This is a genomic window from Pseudomonas sp. LBUM1652, assembly GCF_059716105.1.
Genome location: NZ_CP166804.1, coordinates 1 through 24,494, shown reverse-complemented (window position 1 = coordinate 24,494; position 24,494 = coordinate 1). Strand labels below are relative to the sequence as shown.

General features: G+C 59.3%; 23 protein-coding genes. 10 read left to right on the top strand and 13 right to left on the bottom strand.

The features are described from left to right. Positions 1-7 precede the first annotated feature (7 nt). The 5 genes from ACA069_RS00115 to ACA069_RS00095 all read right to left on the bottom strand — a co-directional run bounded on the left by ACA069_RS00115 (position 8) and on the right by ACA069_RS00095 (position 4,480). A complete protein-coding gene (locus ACA069_RS00115; protein WP_497615760.1) occupies positions 8-742 on the bottom strand; it encodes an iron-containing redox enzyme family protein in 735 nt (244 codons plus the stop codon). Next, the gene (locus ACA069_RS00110) at positions 720-1,388 is read right to left on the bottom strand and encodes a GNAT family N-acetyltransferase (protein ID WP_497615758.1); all 669 of its coding nucleotides are present in this window, start codon (positions 1,386-1,388) and stop codon (positions 720-722) included. Before ACA069_RS00110 ends, ACA069_RS00115 begins: the two co-directional genes overlap by 23 nt. 272 nt (positions 1,389-1,660) lie before the next feature. Continuing rightward, positions 1,661-2,218: an L-threonylcarbamoyladenylate synthase type 1 TsaC gene (gene tsaC, locus ACA069_RS00105; RefSeq protein WP_187677252.1), complete on the bottom strand. Its 558-nt coding sequence runs from the start codon at positions 2,216-2,218 to the stop codon at positions 1,661-1,663. A gap of 55 nt (positions 2,219-2,273) precedes the next feature. Next, positions 2,274-3,374 (bottom strand): DNA-processing protein DprA, encoded by a 1,101-nt coding sequence (dprA, locus tag ACA069_RS00100; protein WP_497615757.1) that lies wholly within the window; start codon positions 3,372-3,374, stop codon positions 2,274-2,276. 80 nt (positions 3,375-3,454) lie between these two features. Further along, a complete protein-coding gene (locus ACA069_RS00095; RefSeq protein WP_187677250.1) occupies positions 3,455-4,480 on the bottom strand; it encodes a LysM peptidoglycan-binding domain-containing protein in 1,026 nt (341 codons plus the stop codon). A gap of 159 nt (positions 4,481-4,639) precedes the next feature. Here ACA069_RS00095 and def point away from each other — a divergent pair, with 159 nt between their 5' ends. The 5 genes from def (at position 4,640) to ACA069_RS00070 (ending at position 9,329) form a co-directional block, all read left to right on the top strand. Next, positions 4,640-5,146 carry a peptide deformylase gene (gene def, locus ACA069_RS00090; protein WP_187677249.1) on the top strand — a complete coding sequence of 169 codons (507 nt, stop codon included), beginning with the start codon at positions 4,640-4,642 and terminating at the stop codon, positions 5,144-5,146. Between the two features lie 56 nt (positions 5,147-5,202). Next, positions 5,203-6,162 carry a methionyl-tRNA formyltransferase gene (gene fmt, locus ACA069_RS00085; protein ID WP_401268225.1) on the top strand — a complete coding sequence of 320 codons (960 nt, stop codon included), beginning with the start codon at positions 5,203-5,205 and terminating at the stop codon, positions 6,160-6,162. Further along, positions 6,159-7,469, top strand: coding sequence for a 16S rRNA (cytosine(967)-C(5))-methyltransferase RsmB (gene rsmB / locus ACA069_RS00080; RefSeq protein WP_497615756.1), 1,311 nt, complete (start codon positions 6,159-6,161; stop codon positions 7,467-7,469). Before fmt ends, rsmB begins: the two co-directional genes overlap by 4 nt. 22 nt (positions 7,470-7,491) lie before the next feature. Next, on the top strand, positions 7,492-8,868 hold the full coding sequence (gene trkA / locus ACA069_RS00075; RefSeq protein ID WP_497615755.1) for a Trk system potassium transporter TrkA: 1,377 nt from the start codon (positions 7,492-7,494) through the stop codon (positions 8,866-8,868). Between the two features lie 146 nt (positions 8,869-9,014). Continuing rightward, positions 9,015-9,329, top strand: a complete 315-nt coding sequence (locus ACA069_RS00070) for a tetratricopeptide repeat protein (RefSeq protein ID WP_497615753.1) — start codon at positions 9,015-9,017, stop codon at positions 9,327-9,329. Position 9,330: 1 nt separating this feature from the next. On the opposite strand, the gene ACA069_RS00065 is transcribed toward ACA069_RS00070, so the two are convergent. From ACA069_RS00065 to ACA069_RS00055, 3 genes are all read right to left on the bottom strand, one after another. Then, positions 9,331-9,570, bottom strand: a complete 240-nt coding sequence (locus ACA069_RS00065) for a PilZ domain-containing protein (RefSeq protein ID WP_401268220.1) — start codon at positions 9,568-9,570, stop codon at positions 9,331-9,333. Between the two features lie 83 nt (positions 9,571-9,653). After that, the gene (locus tag ACA069_RS00060; protein ID WP_305440626.1) at positions 9,654-10,541 is read right to left on the bottom strand and encodes a lysophospholipid acyltransferase; all 888 of its coding nucleotides are present in this window, start codon (positions 10,539-10,541) and stop codon (positions 9,654-9,656) included. Positions 10,542-10,582: 41 nt separating this feature from the next. Further along, positions 10,583-11,140: a DNA-3-methyladenine glycosylase I gene (locus ACA069_RS00055; RefSeq protein WP_034152197.1), complete on the bottom strand. Its 558-nt coding sequence runs from the start codon at positions 11,138-11,140 to the stop codon at positions 10,583-10,585. An 81-nt stretch (positions 11,141-11,221) separates the two neighbouring features. Between ACA069_RS00055 and glyQ the strand changes: the two genes are divergently transcribed. From glyQ to ACA069_RS00035, 4 genes are all read left to right on the top strand, one after another. Further along, a complete protein-coding gene (gene glyQ / locus ACA069_RS00050; RefSeq protein WP_034152298.1) occupies positions 11,222-12,175 on the top strand; it encodes a glycine--tRNA ligase subunit alpha in 954 nt (317 codons plus the stop codon). Continuing rightward, positions 12,172-14,226 carry a glycine--tRNA ligase subunit beta gene (glyS, locus tag ACA069_RS00045; RefSeq protein ID WP_497615749.1) on the top strand — a complete coding sequence of 685 codons (2,055 nt, stop codon included), beginning with the start codon at positions 12,172-12,174 and terminating at the stop codon, positions 14,224-14,226. The genes glyQ and glyS overlap by 4 nt, the downstream gene beginning before the upstream one ends. A gap of 4 nt (positions 14,227-14,230) precedes the next feature. Next, complete coding sequence (gene gmhB, locus ACA069_RS00040) at positions 14,231-14,770, top strand: D-glycero-beta-D-manno-heptose 1,7-bisphosphate 7-phosphatase (RefSeq protein ID WP_305440623.1); 540 nt, start codon at positions 14,231-14,233, stop codon at positions 14,768-14,770. Between the two features lie 83 nt (positions 14,771-14,853). Continuing rightward, a complete protein-coding gene (locus ACA069_RS00035; protein ID WP_401272136.1) occupies positions 14,854-15,633 on the top strand; it encodes a lysophospholipid acyltransferase family protein in 780 nt (259 codons plus the stop codon). Positions 15,634-15,801: 168 nt separating this feature from the next. On the opposite strand, the gene ACA069_RS00030 is transcribed toward ACA069_RS00035, so the two are convergent. Further along, a complete protein-coding gene (locus ACA069_RS00030; RefSeq protein ID WP_497615747.1) occupies positions 15,802-17,334 on the bottom strand; it encodes a sensor histidine kinase in 1,533 nt (510 codons plus the stop codon). Positions 17,335-17,501: 167 nt separating this feature from the next. Here ACA069_RS00030 and ACA069_RS00025 point away from each other — a divergent pair, with 167 nt between their 5' ends. After that, positions 17,502-18,221, top strand: coding sequence for a response regulator transcription factor (locus ACA069_RS00025; RefSeq protein ID WP_489880157.1), 720 nt, complete (start codon positions 17,502-17,504; stop codon positions 18,219-18,221). Positions 18,222-18,286: 65 nt separating this feature from the next. On the opposite strand, the gene gyrB is transcribed toward ACA069_RS00025, so the two are convergent. The 4 genes from gyrB to dnaA are packed head-to-tail and all read right to left on the bottom strand — an operon-like array spanning position 18,287 to position 24,494. Next, positions 18,287-20,704, bottom strand: a complete 2,418-nt coding sequence (gene gyrB, locus ACA069_RS00020) for a DNA topoisomerase (ATP-hydrolyzing) subunit B (RefSeq protein WP_187677237.1) — start codon at positions 20,702-20,704, stop codon at positions 18,287-18,289. 5 nt (positions 20,705-20,709) lie between these two features. After that, complete coding sequence (gene recF / locus ACA069_RS00015; protein ID WP_007911886.1) at positions 20,710-21,813, bottom strand: DNA replication/repair protein RecF; 1,104 nt, start codon at positions 21,811-21,813, stop codon at positions 20,710-20,712. 14 nt (positions 21,814-21,827) lie between these two features. Then, a complete protein-coding gene (gene dnaN / locus ACA069_RS00010) occupies positions 21,828-22,931 on the bottom strand; it encodes a DNA polymerase III subunit beta (protein ID WP_007911887.1) in 1,104 nt (367 codons plus the stop codon). Between the two features lie 39 nt (positions 22,932-22,970). Beyond that, the gene (dnaA, locus tag ACA069_RS00005) at positions 22,971-24,494 is read right to left on the bottom strand and encodes a chromosomal replication initiator protein DnaA (protein ID WP_187677235.1); all 1,524 of its coding nucleotides are present in this window, start codon (positions 24,492-24,494) and stop codon (positions 22,971-22,973) included.

Here is a 24,494-nt window from a genome sequence, read left to right as displayed (position 1 = left end):
GAAGTCTTCATGAGTTATCCAGGGCATGGAGGAAGTCATAACGGGGCGCATGGCCGTTTTGCCAAGCCTCATACTGCTCATAAACGGCTTCGAGCATGTTGCCGGTCAGCCGCAAGCTGGTTTCCATTACATTGGCAATGGCATCCCAGTCGTGCTGATTTTTGCAAGTACGCTGCAGGATGAGTTTGATTTCATTGAAGTGCTCGACATCGATGTCGGAATGCGCAACGAAGAACGTCAACTGAGCCGGTTTTAGCGCCAGGATTTCGCTCAGGTTATTGATCAACGGGGTGATGAATTGATAGGCATTTTCTGCCCAATAACTGTATCCCAAGCGTTGTAGTGGATTACCGGTAAAGGATATCCAATACAAATAAGCAATCAGTACTTCGGTTGCCGGAAGCGCAGACGGGATCTCGAACTTTTCATTTTTCAGGCCAAGACTCATGACATCATGCAGTGCCATTTTCTCATGGCCAACTTCTTGCGCCGCATGTTCAAAACAGAACTTTGCATAAACCGGATTATCGGCATGGCGCACACCCACCAATCCCTGATTTCGCGCATTGTGGGCAGTGTAGTGAAAGGTTTCTATCATGTAGATCGCATATAACGCCTTGGTAACACTACCCTCGCGTATGGCTTTTACCAATCGCGAGTTATCCAGAATATCGGCCCACAATTGTTCGATGCGTTTATCAAGCAGGATCAACTGTTGTTCAAAGCTGATGAGCGTATTCATCGTGGTTCTCCGGGGTGTTGAAGGGGGTGTGATCAGGGTGTTGAACAGCGGCAAGGATTTGCTGCCATTGCGCTGACAGCAGCCAGTAGTCGCCGCGAGCGCGTTGTTCGATATGAAGGGCGTCGGAGGTGATAGGGGTCAGGCCGAATCGCTGGAACAGACGCCGTTGTGGCGATCGGCAGAGGGCGGTGACGCCTTGATATCCATGCCTGATCGCCCACTCGGTGGCCGCCGCCAGCAGGCTGTTGATCGGAACAGCCAGGTGGCTTCGCGAGAGAGTGATCAACCGGCTGAACTCGACGTGGCGCGATAGCATCACGGTGGGGGAAACATGCTGGTGCGCCAGTGAGGCCCATTCGAACGGCGATGGCGTCACTCTCAATACCGCCACCAGCTGCTCGTGTTGATACAGCAGAAAGTGGGTACTTCGCGCCGTCACCGCCAGCCTCGTTTCAAGCAATCTGGCTCTGGATGTCAGCATGTAATGTTGCAGTCGAAGACGAAATTGCCGACCAATAAACCGTTCGAACTCCCGCGTATCTGATCCCGCTTCAAGAATAACGACCCGGCAATCTTCATGGCGACTTCTGAACGTTGCCTGAAGTGCCTGCAGATAATCCGTTAGTTGTAAATCCGTAGTATCCATTCTTTCTCCGCAGACGTTAACTTATCGAAGTTTTCTGAGCGCATTGAAATGATGGATGCTTTTAGAAATATCGCCACTGCGCGACTTCTGATAATTACGTGGGAAAAGTTACTGAATCTGTGTACTTACTGATTGGTCTGACACACGAAGGAAAAATACAAACAGTTGAATGTTGTAAGTTGATCGTTGTTTGAAGGATAAATCGCAGGCAAAAGTAGTACTTCTCGCCATAAAAGCCGAGAAGTACTCAATACATGAAGTCAGGAGTGACGTCAGTCGGGACGAATAACGTTGCCGGAGGCCAGATCACGGATGACGCTGGGGTTCTTGCGCCCACCCAACTCCCCACCCAGCACCAGATCGATCTGCCCGCGGAAATACTGCTCGACCCGCAACCGCGTGCGCGCTGCCGGACGGCCTTGTGGATTGGCTGAGGTCGAAATCAACGGACCGACCATCGAGCACAAGTCACGCACCTGAGGATGATCGCTGACGCGCAGCGCCACCGTGTCATGCACCCCCGTGACCCACTCCGGTAGCAGATTCTGATGCGGCACCAGCCAGGTATTCGGCCCAGGCCAGGTGCTGGCCATACGGTCGATCCACTCTTGCGGGAAGTCTTCGAACAAGAAATCGAACTGGCGAATGTTGTCGGCAACCAGAATCAGGCCCTTGTCGACCGAGCGATTCTTGATCGCCAGCAACCGATCCACCGCTTCTTCATTCCACGGGTCGCAACCCAGCCCCCAGACGGCTTCGGTTGGATAGGCAATCACCGCCCCGGCGCGAATCTCTCGCGCGGCTTGTTGCACACGCCAACTGTTGACCATGAAAAAACTCTCCGCAAACAGGTTTCGCGCAGTTTACCGATCTTCCTTGTAAAACCTAGCTCACACGCGCAAACCAGCGGCCGTTTTCGCACACCGCACGGCCGTCCATTTCCAGTTCGGTCAGCGCCGCCAGCACTTTGGGCAACGCCCAGCCGCAGCTGTCGGCCAAGGCTTCACTGGTATGCGGCGCAGCGTGGAGCAGGGCAAGTAAGGGATGATCCGCTTGCGGTGTGCCTGTGGATAACGGCACCTGCTGCCAGCCACGCAGGGCTTCGAGAATGTGTTCGATGGTTTCCACCAACACCGCGCCGTCGCGAATCAACTGGTGACAACCACGCGCACCGGGATGATGGATCGAGCCAGGGATTGCATACACCTCGCGCCCTTGTTCCGCCGCCAGCCGTGCAGTGATCAGCGAACCACTGGCGACGCTGGCCTCGACCACCAGCACGCCAAGGGATAAACCGCTGATGATCCGGTTGCGTCGCGGGAAGTTGCTCCCGCTGGGGCCGGCATCCAGCGGAAACTCCGAAAGCACCGCACTGCCGGAGGCAATCATCGCGTCGGCCAGCCGCCGATTGCGCTGTGGATAAAAGTTTTCCAGGCCCGTGCCCAACACTCCGACCGTCAGCCCGCCAACATCCAGCGCCGCTTGATGCGCAGCCGCATCAATGCCCAGCGCCAAGCCACTGTTGATGACAAAACCGGCCCCGGCCAGGCTACGAGAAAATGCGGCGGCGGTGTCCATTCCCGGACGTGAAGCACGACGGCTGCCGACCATGGCCAGCTGCGGCCTCTCGAGAATCAGGGGGTCACCCGCCACGAATAACAGCGGCGGAGGGTCGGGAATCTGCGCCAACAATGCCGGATAGTCCGCTTGATCCCACATCAACAAATGCTGACCCGGACGCTCTAGCCAGCGCATTGCGTGGCTGGCGCCGTCGCGAACGTCGGGACAGCGCCGTGCTTCGGCACACGCCGCTGGTAAACCCAGCGAGCGCCAGGCGCTGGCCGGCGCGCTGATGGCTTTGGATGCCGAGCCAAAGGCTTCGAGCAATTTCAGAAACCGCTTCGGGCCGATGTCCGGCAAGCGATGCAGGCGCAGGCGCGCTTCCAGTTCCGCAGGGGAAACCGGCGTATAGACAGACAGCGTCATGGATCATCCTTGATCGTTATAAGCCCCGAACCATTCGGAACAAGCTGTGGATAACTCTGTTGGTAACTTGTTAAGCACGCTTACGGATTTCGCACCTTGTCGAGCACCGCCAGCGAGCGTGAAGCGTTGAGGACCAAGCCGTAGCTGAGTTTGTCGTAGGTGCGAAAAACCATCAGCAGCCCGGCCCGTTCGTCGGGGATTTTAAGTGGTTGACCGGTCACCCGGTCGCGCACGGTTTCACCGGTTTTCATCACCACCAACACATTGCCTTCGGCCAGGCCGTCGCGTTTGCCCTTGTTCAACGTAACCACATCCATCGCACCGATCTGCGTGACGCCGCGTGGGACATCGATGATCAGGCCATTGATGTCGGTGGTCGGAGCACTGGGCATGAAGGTCGAATTGATCGAGCGCTCTTCGCCGCTGAACAAGCGGTCGCCGAGGCGCACTTCCTGGGTGGTGCGCTGCAGGGCGAGGGTGGCGACGTCGTCTTCGGTGGCAACGATTTCACCGCCGCCAATGTCGTCGGCGTTGATCCCCAGAAATTCCTTGGTTTGCGGATCGGTATAGACCTTGCCCTGACGGAAGATCCCGTAGACCGGTTGATTCGGATCGAAATGGCCACGGGCAAAGATCCGGTCGCCGGTGCCGCTGAGCACGCGTTCCGCGTCACCGGCGACGATGTACGGCGCCTTGTCGAAATCCTCGACCTTGTCGACGATGCGGTTGCTCAGCAGAAAGCTGTTGATCGATTTCAGCGGAATACTCGGAATCGCCTCAGCCACCGGGCTGGTACGAATGCGTGGCGAGAGCTTGATGGTGCCGCGCGACTCGCCGCGATTGAGGGTCAGGCGCGGCTGGCCGTTGACGTAACTGAGCGTCAGCGTGTCGCCGGGATAGATCAGATTGGGGTTTTCGATCTGCGGGTTGGCCCGCCACAGTTGTGGCCATTGCCAAGGCTCGCGCAGGTATTTTCCGGAAATATCCCAGAGTGTATCCCCCGAAACCACCGTGTATTGCTGCGGAAAACCATCCCTGAGTTGCACTTGCCCTTGCACCGCGCCGGCCGAGGCCAACAGCAGCAGGGCGAGTAGTGTTTTCCTCATGCAGTGAATCCCTTTATCATGTGCGTTCGCGTGAACCGTCAGAGCCCCCGTGGCTCGCTTCTGCCAAATGCAGAAGCTACGCTTCACAACGGTAGCCTGCATCTTCGGACCTGCCAGGCCATCGATCCGACTTTACTCAATACGTGCAGCAATCAGCCTATGGCCATTTTAAACATCCTCGAATTTCCGGACCCGCGTCTGCGTACTATCGCCAAGCCTGTGGCTGTAGTGGACGCCGAAGTGCGTCAGTTGGTCGATGACATGTTTGAAACAATGTATGAAGCGCCGGGCATCGGCCTTGCCGCGACCCAGGTCAACGTGCACAAACGTATCGTCGTGATGGACCTTTCCGAAGACCGCACCGAGCCACGGGTGTTCATCAACCCCGAGTTCGAATCGCTGACTGACGAAATGGATCAGTACCAGGAAGGTTGCCTTTCGGTGCCGGGTTTCTACGAAAACGTCGACCGCCCGCAAAAGGTCAAGATCAAGGCGCTGGACCGCGACGGCAAGCCCTATGAACTGATCGCCGAAGGCCTGCTCGCGGTGTGCATCCAGCACGAATGCGACCACCTCAACGGCAAATTGTTCGTCGACTACCTGTCCACGCTCAAACGCGACCGGATCAAGAAGAAACTGGAAAAGCTGCATCGCCAGAACGCTTGATGCCCTCCTTCAAAGGCTTGCCGCGGCAAGCCTTTTTCTTTTTATGAGACTCCTTCATGACTGAGCCACTGCGCATCGTTTTTGCCGGCACCCCGGAATTCGCTGCCGAACACCTCAAGGCCCTGCTGAGCAGCCCTTACGAGATCGTTGCGGTCTACACCCAACCGGATCGTCCGGCCGGTCGCGGACAAAAACTGATGCCGAGCCCGGTTAAACAGCTGGCGCTGGAAAATAATATCCAGGTGTTGCAGCCGCCGACTTTGCGCAACGCTGACGCTCAGGCTGAACTCGCCGCACTGAAGCCGGACTTGATGGTGGTGGTCGCCTACGGCCTGATCCTGCCGCAAGTGGTGCTGGATATTCCGCGTCTGGGCTGCATCAACAGCCATGCCTCGTTGCTGCCACGCTGGCGCGGTGCGGCGCCGATCCAGCGTGCTGTCGAAGCGGGCGATGCCGAAAGCGGCGTGACCGTGATGCGCATGGAAGCGGGCCTCGACACCGGGCCGATGCTGCTCAAAGTCGTTACGCCGATCAGCGCCGACGACACCGGCGGCAGTCTCCACGACCGTCTCGCCGAAATGGGCCCACCCGCCGTGGTGCAGGCGATTGCCGGTCTGGCTGCCGGAACGCTGGAGGGCGAAGTGCAGAACGACGAACTCGCCACCTACGCGCACAAACTGAACAAGGATGAGGCGCGCATCGACTGGAGTCGCCCGGCCGTTGAGCTGGAACGTCTGGTTCGCGCCTTCAATCCATGGCCGATCACCCACAGCACGCTCAATGGCGAAGCGCTGAAAGTGCTGGCGGCCAATCTCGCCGAAGGCAACGGCGCACCCGGTACCATCCTCAGCGCCAGCAAGGACGGCCTGATCGTCGCGTGCGGCGAGCAGGCGCTCTGCCTGACACGCCTGCAATTGCCCGGCGGCAAGGCGCTGAACTTCAGTGACCTGTTCAACAGCCGTCGTGAGAAATTCGCCGTTGGCACCGTGCTCGGCGCAGTGGTGGACGCGCAATGAACCCGCGTCTGGCCGCCGCCAAGGCACTCGCCGCCGTACTCAGCGGCAAAGCCTCGCTCAACAGCTCTCTGCCGACACAACTGGACAAGGTTGAGGATCGCGATCGCGGCTTCACTCAGGATCTGGCGTTCGGCACCGCACGCTGGCAGCCACGTCTGTCGGCGCTAGCGGAAAAGCTCCTGCAGAAGCCGTTCAAGGCTGCCGACGCCGATGTCGAGGCGCTGCTGCTGGTCGGGCTCTACCAATTGCTCTACACCCGCGTGCCGGCCCACGCCGCCATCGGCGAAACCGTGGGTTGCGCCGACAAGTTGAAAAAGCCTTGGGCCAAGGGTCTGCTCAACGCCGTGCTGCGCAATGCCCAGCGCGAAAGCGAAACGATTTTCGCCGAGCTGGAACGCGATCCGGTGGTGCGCACCGCTCACCCGCGCTGGCTGCAAAAATCCCTCAAGGCCTTTTGGCCTGAGCAATGGGAAGCCATCTGCGCAGCCAACAACGCGCATCCGCCGATGATCCTGCGGGTCAACCGCCGCCATCACAGCCGCGACGCCTACCTCGGTCTGCTGACCGAGGCCGGCATCGCAGCAACTCCGTGCGTCTATAGCCGCGACGGCATCATCCTCGAAGCCGCCACCGATGTGCGCAGCCTGCCGGGGTTCGCCGAGGGCTGGATCAGCGTGCAGGACGAAGCCGCGCAACTGGCCGCCGATCTGCTGGATCTGGCGCCAGGGCAGCGTGTGCTCGACGCCTGCTGCGCACCCGGCGGCAAGACCTGCCACATCCTCGAAGCCGAACCGGCGCTGGCCGGCGTGGTGGCGGTGGATCTGGAAGCCAAGCGTCTGTTTCGAGTGAAAGAAAACCTCGAGCGTCTGGGCCTGAGCGCCGAACTGATCGCCGCCGACGGTCGTGACATCGACAAATGGTGGGACGGCAAGCCGTTCCAGCGCATCCTGCTCGACGCGCCGTGCTCGGCCACCGGCGTCATCCGCCGCCACCCGGACATCAAGCTGACCCGCCAGGCCGACGACATCGCCGCCCTCGCGCAGCTGCAAGGCGAGTTGCTCGACGCGATGTGGAAAACCCTCGAAGTGGGCGGCATCCTGCTTTACGCCACCTGCTCGACTTTGCCGACCGAGAACACCGAAGTGATTGCCGCGTTCCTTGAGCGCACGCCGGGCGCACGGGAGCTGGACTTGGCAATCACCGCCGGGATCAAGCAGCCCCATGGTCGCCAATTGCTGGCCCAGCAGGGCGGGCACGACGGGTTCTACTACGCCAAGCTGATCAAGATCGCTGCCGCGCGCGGCTAAACGGATTCAACGGAGTGACTGGATGAAAATCATCATCCTCGGTGCAGGTCAGGTCGGCGGTTCGCTGGCCGAACACTTGGCGAGCGAAGCCAACGACATCACGGTGGTCGACACTGACAGCGAGCGCTTGCGCGACCTCGGCGACCGCCTCGACATCCGCACGGTGCAGGGTCGTGGCTCGCTGCCGTCGGTGCTGCGTCAGGCCGGCGCCGACGACGCCGACATGCTGGTGGCGGTGACCAACAGCGACGAAACCAACATGGTCGCCTGTCAGGTTGCGCACACGCTGTTCCATACCCCGACCAAGATTGCCCGGGTGCGCGAAGCCTCCTATCTCAACCGCGAAGAGCAGCTGTTCCAGAACGAAGCGATTCCGGTCGACGTGCTGATCAGCCCCGAGCAGGTGGTCACCAACTACATCAAGCGCCTGATCCAGCATCCCGGTGCCTTGCAGGTAATCGACTTCGCCGAAGGCAAGGCACAACTGGTGGCCGTGCGCGCCTATTACGGCGGGCCGCTGGTGGGCCAGCAACTGCGTCAGTTGCGCGAGCACATGCCGAACGTCGAAACCCGCGTCGCGGCGATTTTCCGCCGTGACCGGCCGATCCTGCCCCAGGGCGATACGGTGATCGAGGCCGATGACGAAGTCTTCTTCATCGCCGCCCGTGAGGATATTCGTGCGGTGATGAGCGAAATGCGCCGTCTCGATGAGACCTACAAACGCATCGTCATCGCTGGCGGCGGGCAGATCGGCGAGCGTCTGGCCGAGGCCATCGAAAGCCGTTATCAGGTGAAGATCATCGAGATGAACCCGGCACGCTGCCGCTATCTCTCCGACACCCTCGACAGCACCGTGGTATTGCAGGGCAGTGCGTCGGACCGCGACTTGCTGATGGAAGAGAACATCGCCGACGCCGATATCTTCCTTGCGCTGACCAACGATGACGAAGCCAACATCATGTCGTCGCTGCTGGCCAAACGGCTAGGGGCGAAGAAGGTGATGACCATCATCAACAACCCGGCTTACGTTGATCTGATTCAGGGCGGCGACATCGACATCGCCATTAGCCCGCAGCTGGCTACCATCGGCACCTTGCTGGCCCACGTGCGCCGTGGCGATATCGTCAGCGTGCACTCACTGCGCCGCGGGGCGGCGGAAGCCATTGAGGCGATTGCCCACGGTGATGCGAAGTCGAGCAAGGTGATCGGCAAGCCCATCGAGAAGATCGGCCTGCCACCGGGCACCACCATCGGCGCGGTGATTCGCAATGAACAGGTGATCATCGCCCACGACGACACAGTGATCGAAGCGGGTGACCATGTGATTCTGTTCCTTGTGGATAAAAAGCATATTCGTGATGTGGAGAAGCTGTTTCATGTGGGGTTGAGCTTCTTCTGAGGTTTGCGCTGATGGCACTGGCCCCTTCGCGAGCAGGCTCGCTCCCACATTTGGAATGCGTTTCCCCTGTGGGAGCGAGCCTGCTCGCGAAGGCGGTCTCAATAAACCCCATCAACACCTGACGCTTCCAAGAAAGGAATCCACCGATGCTCGAATCCCTGGAAAAAATGCTCGCCAAGGGTGTGGATAACGCTCTGCTGCGCTTCGGCTTGGGCAAGGGTTATCTGGATTTGGGCGAAAACGCCAAGGCGGCCGAGCATTTTCAGCGCTGTGTCGGTTTCGATCCGAAGTATTCGGCAGCGTGGAAGCTGTTGGGCAAGGCGCAACTGGCGCAGGGTGATCACGCCGCTGCGCGGCAGGCATGGGAACAGGGTCTGGAAGCGGCCCGCGCCCATGGCGACAAGCAGGCCGAAAAGGAAATGGCGGTGTTTCTGAAGAAGCTCGATCGTCAGGCGCAATAATCTACAGGTAACGCAGGCCGATACCTTCGGCATCCACCGTCACCACTTCCATCCGCACTCGCGGCGCGCCTGTGGGTAAACCCTGCACCTGGCCGTAAACCACTGCGCCTTTGGGCAATGACGTCAGACCCGGATGCTGCACATACACCCCGGTAGGCGTAAGATTGCGCGTCTGCCCGAGGCATTCGCCGAAGCTGTCGTGGGTGATCTTGATGCGAAACGATTTGCGGTGTTCGGACATCTGCTGCGCCCTTGAATGAACGGTTGTGGATAACCTCGACGATGAGGTTATCCACAGATCATGCCAATCACATCTCTAACGCCTCAGTACCAGCGAGCTTCACCCGGCGGACGTTTCTTGAAGCGCTTCATGCTCCACATGTACTGGCTCGGATACGCCGCGACATAACGCTCGACGACTTTGCTCATGGCGGCGCAGGAGGTCTCGGTATCGGTGCTGTACATCGCTTCCGGTGCAGCTTCGAGGATGACTTTGTAGCCGGAACCGTCGGGCAGGCGCAGCGCATGCAGGAACACGCCGACGGCTTTGCCACCGGCCAGCATGTTCGGCACGAACTTGCTCGTCAGCGCCTGCGTGGCGAAGAACGGCACGAAGATTCCGGCGGATTCGGCCGGTTCCGGGTCAGCCGGAATGCCCACTGCACCACCCTTGCGCACTTCCTTGATGACACTGAGGATGCCTTCCTTGGTCGACGCGGCAACTTTGTTGCCCAGTTGCACGCGTTGCTTGCGCAGCAATTCATCCACAGCCTTCAACTTTGGCGGACGGTAGAAAATGATCGGTTTGCACTGGCTGCAATAGAAGTGGTTGAGCACTTCCCAGTTGCCCAGGTGGCTGGTGATACCGACAACGCCTTTGCCCGAAGCCAATGCGTCCTTGAGGATGTCGAGGCCTTCGACTTCGCGCACCAGATCGATGGAACGCTGCGCCGGCCAGATCCACGCGCAGGCGCTTTCGGTCAGGGACTTGCCGATGTCTTTGAGACTCTGACCGACCAGACGCTCACGTTCGGCCGGGTCCATCTGTGGAAAACATTTGGCGAGATTGATCCGCACCACGTCGCGGGAACGGTTGGGGGTTTTCCACATGATCCAGCCAATCGCCGAACCCACGGCCTGCACGGCCCGCCATGGCAACAGGGCAAACAGCCGCAGAGCGCCTACCAGCAAGGCGCCTTTAAACTTTTCCACAGGTCACTCCTGATCTTTGTGCTGTGCGCGAGGCGGGCATTCTAACCGCCGTTGGCGAGCTGCGCGTAGCGGTCGCAATCCTGCGTGTGATCCATGACCATGCCCGAGGCCTGCATCAACGCGTAGCAAATGGTCGGTCCGACGAACGTAAACCCGGCCTTTTTCAGGCCTTTGCTCATCGCCAGCGCTTCGGGGGTGATCGCCGGGACTTCGCTGCGATCCTTGAAATGATTGATGATCGGTTGGTCCCCGACAAACGACCAAAGAAACGCCACCGGGTCCTCCAGCGCCAGCCAGGCCTGGGCATTGCGCCGGGCGGCATTGAGTTTGAGGCGGTTACGGATGATGCCGGGGTCAAGCATCAATTCGTCGATTTCGGCGTCGCTCATCTGCGCCACGCGCTGCACGTCGAAGCCGAACAACACCTCGCGATAACGCTCGCGTTTGCGCAATACGGTGATCCAGGACAGCCCGGCCTGGAACCCTTCGAGCAAAAGCAACTCGAACAAACCCTGCGCATCGCGTAGCGGCGTGCCCCACTCCTGATCGTGATAAGCCATGTACAACGGATCTTCGGTACACCAAAAGCAGCGTGGCATAAGGCTCCAGGGGGCGTGCGCAGCAACGAATCGGGTATACTCCCGCTCTTTAAATCGCAGCCCAAGAAACAGGTGAATTTCGTGAGCCAGCCTACGCCAGCCGTGCGTACCTTCCAAGACTTGATCCTCGCGCTCCAGCAATACTGGGCCGAGCAAGGTTGTGTGGTACTTCAGCCCTACGATATGGAAGTAGGCGCCGGCACTTTCCACACCGCGACCTTCCTGCGCGCCATCGGCCCGGAAACCTGGAACGCCGCATACGTGCAGCCAAGCCGCCGTCCGACTGACGGCCGTTACGGCGAAAACCCGAACCGTCTGCAGCACTACTATCAGTTTCAGGTCGTCCTGAAGCCGAACCCGGATAACTTCCAGGAACTGTACCTGGGCTCCCTCAAGCATGTCGGTCTGGACCCGCTGGTCCACGACATTCGCTTCGTCGAAGACAACTGGGAATCGCCGACCCTCGGCGCCTGGGGTCTGGGCTGGGAAGTCTGGCTCAACGGCATGGAAGTGACTCAGTTCACTTACTTCCAGCAGGCGGGCGGCATCGAGTGCTACCCGGTGACCGGCGAGATCACCTACGGTCTCGAGCGTCTGGCCATGTACCTGCAAGGCGTGGATTCGGTTTACGACCTGGTCTGGGCTGACGGCCCAATGGGCAAAGTGACTTACGGCGACGTGTTCCACCAGAACGAAGTGGAGCAGTCCACTTACAACTTCGAACACGCCAACGTCGACAAGCTGTTCGAACTGTTCGACTTCTATGAAGGCGAAGCCAAGCGCCTGATCGAGCTCGACCAGCCGCTGCCGTTGCCGAGCTACGAAATGGTGTTGAAGGCTTCGCACACCTTCAACCTGCTGGATGCGCGCCGGGCAATCTCGGTGACTGCGCGTCAGCAATACATTCTGCGCGTTCGCACCCTGGCGCGTTCCGTCGCTCAAGCCTACCTGCTGGCCCGCGCCAAGCTGGGCTTCCCGATGGCGACCCCGGACCTGCGTGACGAAGTACTGGCCAAGCTGGAGGCTGCACAATGAGTGCGCAAGATTTTCTGGTTGAACTGGGCACCGAAGAACTGCCACCCAAAGCCCTGAACACTTTGGCTGACGCGTTCCTCGCCGGTATCGACAAGGGCCTGCAAGCCGCCGGCCTGAGCTATGAGAGCAAAACCGTCTACGCGGCGCCGCGTCGTCTGGCTGTGCTGATTACTGCGCTGGCTACCCAGCAGCCGGATCGCAGCATCAACCTCGACGGCCCGCCACGTCAGGCGGCGTTCGACGCTGAAGGCAATCCGACGCAGGCAGCCTTGGGTTTTGCCAAGAAGTGCGGCGTCGAGCTGAGCGAAATCGACCAGAGCGGTCCGAAACTGCGCTACAGCCAAAGCATCGCCGGCAAGCCGACCGCGAGCCTGCTGCCGACCATCGTCGAAGATTCGCTGAACGACCTGCCGATCCCGAAACGCATGCGTTGGGGTGCGCGCAAAGAAGAATTCGTGCGTCCGACCCAATGGCTGGTGATGCTGCTCGGTGACCAGGTCATCGACTGCACCATCCTCGCGCAGAAGGCTGGCCGTGACTCCCGTGGCCACCGCTTCCATCACCCGGAAAGCGTGCGCATCGGTTCGCCGTCGAGCTACCTGGCCGACCTGCGTGCTGCCTACGTTCTGGCTGACGCCAACGAGCGTCGCGAGATCATCAGCAAGCGCACCGAAGAGCTGGCCACCCGTCAGGAAGGCACAGCGATCGTGCCGCCAGCACTGCTCGACGAAGTGACCGCGCTGGTTGAATGGCCGGTGCCGCTGGTGTGCTCATTCGAGGAACGCTTCCTCGACGTGCCGCAAGAAGCGCTGATCACCACCATGCAGGACAACCAGAAGTACTTCTGCCTATTGGATGCCGACGGCAAGTTGCTGCCACGTTTCATTACTGTGGCCAACATTGAGAGCAAAGATCCGCAGCAGATCATCGCCGGTAACGAGAAAGTGGTTCGCCCACGTCTGACCGACGCCGAGTTCTTCTTCAAGCAAGACAAGAAGCAGAAGCTCGAAGTGTTCAACGATCGCCTGAAAAACGTGGTCTTCCAGGAAAAACTCGGCAGCGTCTACGACAAGGCCGAGCGCGTATCGAAACTGGCGGCGTACATCGCCGCACGCATCGGCGGCAACGCATCGTGGGCGGCCCGCGCAGGCCTGCTGTCGAAGTGCGATCTGGCCACCGAAATGGTCGGCGAGTTCCCGGAAATGCAAGGTGTCGCCGGTTACTACTACGCCCTCAATGATGGCGAGCCGCAAGACGTCGCGCTGGCGCTGAACGAGCAGTACATGCCGCGCGGTGCCGGTGCTGAACTGCCTGCGACCCTGACCGGTGCAGCCGTCGCTATCGCCGACAAGCTTGACACTCTGGTCGGCATCTTCGGTATCGGCATGCTGCCAACCGGCAGCAAAGACCCGTATGCCCTGCGTCGTGCGGCACTTGGCGTGCTGCGCATCCTGATCGAGAAACAACTGGATCTGGACCTGAACGACGCCGTGGCCTTCGCCGTGAATGCGTTCGGCGCCAAGGTCAAGGCTGCCGGCCTCAACGAGTCGGTGCTGGAGTTCATCTTCGATCGTCTGCGTGCGCGTTACGAAGACGAAGGCGTCGATGTGGCCACTTACCTGTCGGTACGTGCCCTGAAGCCGGGTTCGGCGCTGGACTTCGACCAGCGTGTGCAAGCGGTACAGGCCTTCCGCAAACTTCCGGAAGCCGCAGCACTGGCGGCGGTGAACAAGCGTGTTTCGAACTTGCTGAGCAAGGTTGAAGGCTCGGTGCCGACCGTGGTCGAAGCCAAGTACTTCGACAACGCCAACGAGTTCTCGCTGTACTCGGCGATCCAGCAGGCTGACCAGGCTGTTCAGCCAATGGCCGCAGCGCGTCAGTACAACGAATCGCTGGCACGCCTGGCGGCATTGCGTGAGCCGGTCGACGCGTTCTTCGACGCGGTGATGGTCAATGCCGAAGACGCCAAGGTTCGGGCCAACCGTTACGCGCTGCTGGCGCGTCTGCGTGGCTTGTTCCTCGGTGTTGCCGACATCTCGCTGCTGGGTTGAGGGATTGCTGTTGAAACTGCTGATTCTCGATCGGGACGGAGTGATCAATTACGACTCCGACGCTTACATCAAGTCGGTGGAGGAGTGGATTCCTTTGCCCGGTTCGATCGAGGCGATTGCGCAGTTGAGCAAGGCCGGCTGGACGGTGGCGGTCGCCACCAACCAGTCGGGCATTGCTCGCGGCTACTACGACCTCGCTACCCTCGACGCCATGCACGCGCGCCTGCGCGAGTTGGTGGCGGAGCAGGGCGGTGAAGTCGGGCTGATCGTTTACTGCCCGCATGGGCCGGATGAAGGCTGCGATTGCCGCAAGCCGAAACCGGGCATGTTGAAAACCATCGCCGAGCATTACAACGTGGCGCTGACGAATGTCTGGTTCGTCGGCGACAGCCTTGGTGACCTGGAGGCCGCCAAAGCCGTCGATTCACAGCCAGTTTTGGTAAAGACCGGGAAAGGCGAAAAGACTCAGGGCAAAACCCTGCCGGTTGGCACTCTGATTTTTGACGATCTGGCGGCGATTGCCGCAGAACTTATCCACAACTAGAGTACTTCTGAAATTCCTGACCAGGGATTGATCGGGAGTGCGCTTGAACAGACGGGCATTGCCCCGTAACGGTAAACGTCGCCATGTCGATACTGCGGGCCTTCAGAATTTTCCTTTTTTATCTGCTGCTGGGCACCACGTCCTTGCTGTGGTGCAGCCTGAGCTTTTTCATCGCGCCCTTTCTGCCATTCAAGGCGCGCTATCGTTTTATCAACGTGTACTGGTGCCGTTGCGCCTTGTGGTTGACCAAGGTGTTCCTCGGTATCCGTTACGAAATCAAAGGCGCGGAAAACGTGCCTGACCGGCCCTGCGTGATTCAGTCGAACCACCAGAGCACTTGGGAGACGTTTTTTCTCTCCGCCTATTTCTCGCCTCTGAGCCAGGTGCTCAAGCGCGAATTGCTTTACGTGCCGTTCTTCGGCTGGGCCATGGCCATGCTGCGGCCGATTGCCATTGATCGCGACAACCCGAAAGCGGCGCTGAAACAAGTCGCTGCAAAGGGTGATGAACTGCTCAAGGACAACGTTTGGGTGCTGATCTTTCCGGAAGGTACGCGCGTTCCTTTTGGCACTGTCGGCAAGTTCTCGCGCAGTGGCAGCGCATTGGCAGTAAATGCGGCGCTTCCGGTCCTGCCGATTGCACACAATGCGGGCAAGTTCTGGCCGAAAGTCGGCTGGGGCAAGATGTCCGGAGTGATCACGGTGGTCATTGGTGAACCGATGTTCGCCGAAGGCACTGGCCCGCGTGCTATCGCCGAGCTGAACGACCGGGTGCAGGCCTGGAACGAGAAGACCCAGCGCGAAATGGGTTCACTGCCACCGGCCCCGCAAGCGCCGGCTGCGAGTGATCAGCTGGCTGTCTGAGATTTTGTGGATAACCTGTGTACGGTTTTGTTGAAAATGCCTGAATATTGATCTTAAGTAATTGATTTACTTATATATTTCTCAAGCTCATAAAACACCGTAAAAGGTGCATAAGTTTTTTTCGGAAGTAAAAAAACCGGCTGATATAGCCGGTTTTTTTGTGCCTTATCAATCAGCGATCAAAGGCAACTCAAGCACGAACGTTGTGCCTTGATCGACCACGCTAAAGCACTCGATCCGGCCGCCATGATGATCGATCACGGCTTTAACCATCGACAATCCAAGGCCAACACCATCGATGCCGTGAGCCGAAGAAAAGCGCCGATACTGGGTGAACAAATCGGGGAGTTCTTCGGCGGCAATGCCTTTGCCCTGATCCCTAATCTCGCAGCGTAGCCATTCGTTGTGGCAAGTGACGCGCAGCTCAATCGCGGTATCGGCCGGGCTGTACTTGATGGCGTTTTCCAGCAAATTGAACAGTGCGCGGGTCAGCAATCCCTGGTCGGCCAGCACCAGCCGCTCCTGTGCTTGCTCGTCCATGTCGTGGAGCAACTCGATACGTTGTTGTTGGGCGATGGGCAATGCCTGATCCACCACGTCGAGGACCAGCATCGCAAACAGACTGGGCTGGAACTGATAGGCCTCGGATTCCGCCCGCGCCAACAGCACGAAGCCGTCAGTCAAGGAAAGCGCGCGGCGCACCTGACGTTCAATCTGCTCGAACAGCGGAGAATCCGCGCCAGCCTGATGGCGGTGAACATCGAGCAGAGCGAGGATAGCCGAATGCGGCGCGCGCAGATCGTGGGACAGGAAGCGCAGCAAGACGCCGCGTTGTTCTTCGGCGGCGCGTTCAGCGCTGAGGTCGGTCAGGCTCAGCAACCAACCGATTGGCGTGTCACCGTCCACCGGCAACAACGCGGCACGCTCCAGGCGCAGGCTGCGTTCCTTGTGATCGCGAAACTCCAGCAGTGGCAGGGCGGACAATGTTGGGCGCGGCGCTGCCGACAACTCGGGATAACCGAGCTGTGCCAGTTGATCGAGAACATCGTCGCCCACCAGCGCCTGATCGAACAGAAGGCGAGCCTTGCGATTGCCCAACAGGATTCGTCCCTTGGGGTCGCTAATCAGTGTGGCAACGGGCAAATACTCCAGACCGTCCGCGATGAACCGCCGGGTATCGCGGGTGCGGCTCATGGCTTGTTCGAGTGCCATGATTTGGCCCTGCAAGCGATCAGCGCCGGTAAATTGCGTGCGGCGGCGCTCGGGAAACACTTTCGGTTCGCTGTCGAGCCGCGCCAATTCCCAGCCGAAGTACGTCAGCACCACGCTGAGCCGGCGCCAGTTCCAGATCAGATAGCCAAACAGCATGCCCAGCACCGCTGGCGTCGGCGACCACCATAGGCGCATTTGCGCCAGGCCGGCGCTGGTAATCAACACGCATGCCATGCCAATCAGTGTCATCCAAAGTGCCAGGCGCGGCCGCCACAGCAGTAGGCCCAGCACGCAAGCCACCAAGCCCACCGAGAGTAGGGCACCCGCTGCCGGAGAAGCATCGGGCAAGTTTATCTGAGCGCGATAAGACAACAGGGCAGTCAGCGGCAACAGCACTAGACTTATCCACAACCACTCACGCACCAACTGGCGAAACAGTCGCTGCACCTGGCTCGGCTCGCGGCTTTCGTGCCGTCTGCGGTCATTCATGGGAAAAAGGGGTAGGGCGGGTGAATGGTTTCATAGGTCACAGGTCTGAGACATGACCCGAAGAATCATAGCGGACGTCGACCAACGGCGGGCTGCTTCCTTTCATAGCGATGGCCGAGCGACTAAGGTTGACGACCAACTGCCCCAGCAACAAGGAACCACCGCGTATGCGCGTTGCGATACTGGACGACGAACCCGCCGAGCTGCGCCGGGTCGAGCAGACCTTGCAACAGATGGCCGAGGTCGGAGAACAGCCATGGTCGCTGCACAGCTTCGAGCGCGGTGAAGACTTGCTGCGACAGCTGCGCCGGGAAACCTTCGATCTGCTGGTCCTCGACTGGCAACTGCCAGATCTCTCCGGACTGGCGTTGCTGCGCTGGACCCGCGAACACATGGAAGCGCCGCCTGCGGCGATCATGCTCACCAGCCGCGATGGCGAAAGCGATATCGTCCAGGCCCTCAACGCCGGCGCCGACGACTACGTCAGCAAACCGTTCCGGCCCAATGAACTGAAAGCCCGGGTCGCCGCAGTGCTGCGCCGGCACAGCCAGCCACGCACACCTGCTGCCGAAGTACTCACCTTCAATGACCTGATCTTCGACGATGCCGAATTGACCGTCACCCGTGAGGGCATACCGATCGTTATGACTGAGCGCGAGTATCGGCTGGCTCGGTGCCTGTTCAGCAATTTAGGGCGACCCCTGTCGCGCGATTACCTGTATGAGCGATTTTGGCCACATGAGGAAGTAGCCTCCTCAAGACCGCTGGATACGCATATCTATCGGTTGCGTAACAAGCTGGGGCTGACGGCGGATCGCGGTTGGCAGTTGCTGACGATTTACGGGTATGGGTATCGGTTGGAGAGTGTGACGTCGGCGGGCGAGTAAATAGCGGGTAATAAAAAAGGCCAACGCAATGCGTTGGCCTTTTTCGTTGGAGCCGCCGACCGGGATCAGAAATCCAGGTTGGAAACCGCCAACGCATTGCTCTCGATGAACTCACGGCGAGGTTCGACCGCATCACCCATGAGGGTGTTGAAGATCTGGTCTGCGCCAATGGCGTCTTCGATGGTGACTTTCAGCATGCGACGCACGCTTGGGTCCATGGTGGTTTCCCACAGCTGATCCGGGTTCATCTCGCCCAGACCTTTGTATCGCTGAATGGTATGACGCTTGGTGCTTTCGGCCATCAGCCAGTCCAAAGCTTCCTTGAACTCAGTGACCGCTTTCTTGCGCTCGCCACGCTGGATGTAGGCGCCTTCGTCGAGCAGGGTGCTCAGCTGCGCGCCGAGAGTGACGACGGTTTTGTAGTCGTTGCTGCCGAAGAAGTCGCGGTTGAAGGTGACGTAGTTCGACAGACCGTGGGAGATCAGTTCGACCTCTGGCAGCCACACGCCACGTTCACGATCTTCACGCAGGCTGGCCTTGTAGACCAGACCGGACTTCTCGTTGGTGCGCAGACGGACTTCGTACTGAGCCAGCCAATCTTGCATGGCTGCATGATCGCCAAGCGTTTCCAGGCTGACGGCCGGCAGGTAGATGAAGTGTTCGGTCAGTTCCTGTGGGTACAGGCGTGACAGACGCTTGAGGGTCTTCATCACCATGCGGAAGTCATTCACCAGACGTTCCAGCGCTTCACCGGAAATGCCCGGGGCTTCGTCGTTCAGGTGCAGGCTCGCATCTTCCAGGGCCGACTGCGTCATGTACTCTTCCATGGCGTCGTCGTCTTTGATGTATTGCTCTTGCTTGCCTTTCTTGACCTTGTACAACGGCGGCTGGGCGATGTAGATGTAGCCACGCTCGATCAGCTCCGGCAACTGACGGAAGAAGAAGGTCAGCAGCAGGGTACGGATGTGCGAACCGTCGACGTCAGCATCGGTCATGATGATGATGTTGTGATAACGCAGCTTGTCGATGTTGTACTCGTCGCGACCGATGCCACAGCCCAGTGCGGTGATCAGGGTGCCCACTTCCTGGGACGAGATCATCTTGTCGAAACGTGCTTTCTCGACGTTGAGGATCTTGCCCTTGAGCGGCAGGATGGCCTGGGTCTTGCGGTTACGTCCCTGCTTGGCAGAGCCGCCCGCGGAGTCACCTTCCACGAGGTACAGTTCGGACAGCGCAGGATCTTTTTCCTGGCAGTCAGCGAGCTTGCCCGGCAGGCCGGCGATGTCCAGCGCGCCTTTGCGGCGGGTCATCTCACGGGCCTTGCGCGCGGCTTCACGGGCGCGGGCGGCATCGATCATCTTGCCGACAACCAGCTTGGCTTCGTTAGGGTTCTCCAAGAGGAAGTCGGAGAAGTACTTGCCCATCTCCTGCTCGACCGCGGTCTTCACTTCGGAAGACACCAGCTTGTCTTTGGTCTGGGAGCTGAACTTCGGATCCGGCACTTTCACCGAGATGATCGCGGTCAGACCTTCACGGGCATCGTCACCGGTGGTGGCGACTTTGTGCTTCTTCGCCAGACCTTCCTGCTCGATGTAGTTGTTCAGGTTACGCGTCAGTGCCGAACGGAAGCCCACCAGGTGGGTACCGCCGTCGCGCTGCGGAATGTTGTTGGTGAAGCACAACAGGTTCTCGTTGAAGCTGTCGTTCCACTGCAGGGCGATTTCCACGCCGATGCCGTCTTCACGCTGGATGTTGAAGTGGAACACCTGGTTGACCGCAGTCTTGTTGGTGTTCAGGTATTCAACGAACGCACGCAGACCACCTTCGTACTTGAACAGCTCTTCCTTGCCGCTGCGCTCGTCCTTGAGGACGATGCCGACACCGGAGTTAAGGAAGGACAGTTCACGAATACGCTTGGCCAGGATGTCCCAGCTGAAGTGGATATTCTTGAAGGTGTCAGCCGATGGCTTGAAGTGAATCTGGGTGCCGGTGGTTTCGCTGTCGCCAACGATGGCCATCGGTGCCTGAGGTACGCCGTGGATGTAGGTCTGTTCCCAGATCTTGCCGCTGCGGCGAACGGTCAGTACCAGCTCTTCGGACAACGCGTTCACTACCGACACACCTACACCGTGCAGACCGCCGGATACCTTGTAGGAGTTATCGTCGAACTTACCGCCAGCGTGGAGGACGGTCATGATGACCTCGGCGGCGGAAACGCCTTCCTCTTTGTGCACGTCTACCGGGATGCCACGGCCGTTATCTTTAACGGTGATGGACTCATCCGGGTGGATAATGATGCTGATGTCGTCGCAGTGGCCAGCGAGGGCTTCGTCGATCGAGTTGTCGACCACTTCGAACACCATGTGGTGCAGACCGCTGCCATCGTCGGTGTCACCAATGTACATACCGGGACGTTTGCGTACGGCATCCAGGCCTTTCAGCACTTTAATGCTCGTTGAGTCGTACGTATTTTCTTCGCTCAATGCCTTCACTCCCGATGGTCGTGGGTCTGGGTGATACGGCCCTGTTCCACGTGGAACAAAGCGACTGGCGTTTCCGTCTGCCAGCCTTCCCTCAATAATTCGTGATCTACACAGGTGATAAACACCTGGCAGCGTAAGTCTTCCAGCAAACGGCACAGCGCACGGCGGTGGCTCTCGTCCAGTTCGGACGGCAAGTCATCCACAAGATAAATACACTGACCGCGTCGGGCCTGGCTCACCAGATGCCCTTGGGCAATCCGCAAGGCACAGACCACCAACTTCTGCTGACCCCGGGACAAGATGTCCGCGGCGTTGTGCGCGCCCAATCTAAGACGCAAATCAGCTCGTTGTGGCCCGGCTTGGGTGTGACCCATCTGCTGATCCCGTTGCAGGGATCCGGCAAGTACGGCACTCAATTCGCGGTCTTTGTCCCAGCCTCGGTAATAGCTCAGCGTCAAACCTTCAAGCTCAACCAGTTCGCTCAAGGTTTGTTCAAAGACTGGTTTCAAGGCTTTGATGTAAGCGCGGCGGTATTCATCGATTTCAGCGCTGGCCTGGCACAGTTCCCTGTCCCAAACCGCTTGCGAAACGGCGTCAAGTGTACCATGCCGCAGCCAAGAGTTTCTCTGGCGCAGGGCCTTCTGCAAGCGCTGCCAAGTGGCCATGAACCGTGGCTCGACGTGGAACACACCCCAGTCGAGAAATTGCCTGCGAATCTTCGGCGCGCCTTCCAGCAGACGGAAGCTGTCCGGATTGATCAACTGTAGCGGCAGAATCTCCGCAAGCTGTGCGGCGCTACGAGCGTTCTGGCCGTCAATGCGGATTTGGAACTCGCCCTGACGGTCGCGCGATATCCCCAACGCACTGTGCCCACCCTCGGCCAATTCGACCTGACCGAACACGGTGCAGGCGAGTTGCTCGTACTGAATGACCGGCAACAACCGCGTGCTACGAAACGAACGGGCAAGCCCCAGCAGATGAATGGCTTCCAGAACACTGGTTTTGCCGCTGCCGTTGGCGCCGTAAAGAATATTGATGCGGGGGGAGGGGGAGAAGGTCACCGGGTGCAGATTGCGCACCGCGGTGACCGAAACACGACTTAAGGACATCCAGGGTCAGCTGATCACAGACGCATCGGCATGACAACGTAAGCCGAATCGTCGTTGTCGGACTCTTGCACCAGCGCACTGCTGTTGGAGTCGGACAGGATCAGACGAACCTGCTCGGTGGTCATCACGCCCAGCACGTCGAGCAGGTAGCTCACGTTGAAGCCGATTTCCAGGGAGCCGCCGTTGTATTCAACGCCCACTTCCTCTTCCGCTTCTTCCTGCTCCGGGTTGTTAGCCTGGATCTTCAACTGACCGCTGGCCAGCTGCAGACGAATACCACGGTACTTCTCGTTGGACAGAATCGCGGTACGGCTGAACGCTTCACGCAGAGCCTGACGATCGCCGAGCACCAGCTTGTCGCCGCCCTTCGGCAGAACGCGCTCGTAGTCAGGGAATTTGCCGTCGACCAGTTTGGAGGTGAAAGTGAATTCGCCGGTGGTCGCGCGGATGTGGTGCTGACCCAGGACGATGCTGACATTACCGTCCGGCTCGGTGAGCAGACGCGCCAGCTCGAGAATACCTTTGCGCGGTACGATCACCTGGTGGCGATCCGGCTGACCGATATCGGCCTTCATCGAGCACATCGCCAGACGGTGACCATCGGTGGCCACTGCGCGGATGATGCCTTCCGAGACTTCCAGCAGCATGCCGTTGAGGTAGTAGCGCACGTCCTGCTGGGCCATGGCGAAGCTGGTGCGTTCGATCAGACGACGCAGTTTGCTTTGCTCCAGGCTGCACGTCAGCGAGCCTGGGCCTTCTTCCACAGTCGGAAAATCGTTGGCCGGCAGGGTCGACAGTGTGAAGCGGCTACGGCCAGCCTTTACCACCAGCTTCTGCTCGTCGACCTTGATGTCGATCAGCGCATCGTTGGGCAGGCTCTTGCAGATGTCCATCAGCTTGCGCGCAGGCACGGTGATGGAACCTGTTTCAGCCGGCTCCTCAAGTTGCACACGACCGACCAGCTCGACCTCGAGGTCGGTACCGGTCAGCGACAATTGCTGGCCTTCGACAACCAGCAGCACGTTTGAGAGTACCGGCAAGGTCTGTCGGCGCTCGACGACGCCTGCGACCAGTTGCAGGGGTTTCAACAGGGCTTCGCGTTGAATGGTGAAATGCATGGTCTAGTCCCTTGCCTTAATAAGCTGCGCTGGTGTTCATCAAGTGGTCAGTGTACGCAGCAGGTTCTTGTAGTCCTCGCGGATGTCCGCGTCGGATTCCTTAAGTTCGTTGATCTTGCGGCAGGCGTGCAAAACAGTCGTGTGGTCGCGACCGCCAAACACATCGCCGATTTCCGGCAGGCTGTGGTTGGTCAGTTCCTTGGACAACGCCATGGCGACCTGACGCGGACGAGCGACCGAGCGCGAACGGCGCTTGGACAGCAGGTCGGAGATCTTGATCTTGTAGTACTCGGCGACAGTGCGCTGAATGTTATCCACAGAGACCAGTTTGTCCTGCAACGCCAACAAGTCTTTCAGGGATTCGCGAATCAACTCGATGGTGATGTCGCGGCCCATGAAGTGCGAGTGAGCGATCACGCGTTTCAGCGCGCCTTCCAGCTCACGGACGTTGGAGCGAATGCGCTGGGCAATGAAGAACGCCGCATCGTGTGGCAAGTCGACTTTGGCCTGGTCGGCCTTCTTCATCAAGATCGCTACGCGGGTTTCCAGCTCCGGCGGCTCGACGGCAACCGTCAGGCCCCAGCCGAAGCGGGATTTGAGGCGCTCTTCAAGGCCTTCGATTTCTTTCGGATAGCGGTCACTGGTGAGAATGACCTGCTGACCACCTTCAAGCAGGGCGTTGAAGGTGTGGAAAAACTCTTCCTGGGAACGCTCTTTCCGGGCGAAGAACTGAATGTCGTCGATCAGCAAAGCATCCACCGAACGGTAGAAACGCTTGAACTCATTGATTGCGTTCAGTTGCAGCGCCTTGACCATATCGGCCACGAAACGCTCGGAATGCAGGTACACGACCTTGGCATTCGGGTTCTTCTTTAATAGATGGTTACCCACCGCGTGCATCAAATGGGTCTTACCCAAGCCAACGCCACCATAAAGGAAGAGTGGGTTGTAGCCATGCTTGGGATTGTCCGCCACTTGCCAGGCCGCCGCGCGAGCGAGCTGGTTGGATTTACCTTCGACGAAATTCTCAAAGGTGAATGTGCGGTTCAGGTAACTGGTGTGCTTAAGCGCGCCTTCGACCTGCACGGTGCGCTGTTCGGCGCGAACCGGGGCCTGTTGCGAGGCGGCACCGGCCATCGGGTCGAAGCTGTCGCGAGATGGCTCTTCGCTGACTTCAGCGGTTTTCTGCGTGGAACGCTTGGCCGGAGCGGGCGCCGGGGCTGGCGCTGGCGTGTTCGCTGGCGCGGCATTGGCCTGAGCCTGGGAAGCTTGCGCAGCGGCCAACGGAGCATTCGGTGCTGCACGCGGCGCCGAGCTGCGCTTGCTGCCTATTAATAAGGAAAGCGCAGGCGCCATGCCGTTGCCGTGCTCATCCAGCAGTTCGAGGACGCGTCCCAGGTACTTTTCGTTGACCCAGTCCAGCACGAAACGGTTCGGTGCGTAGACGCGCAACTCGTCGCCTTCGGCTTCGACCTGTAGTGGACGGATCCAGGTGTTGAATTGTTGGGCAGGCAGCTCCTCGCGCAAAAGCTCCACGCACTGCTGCCAAAGTTCCACTGACAC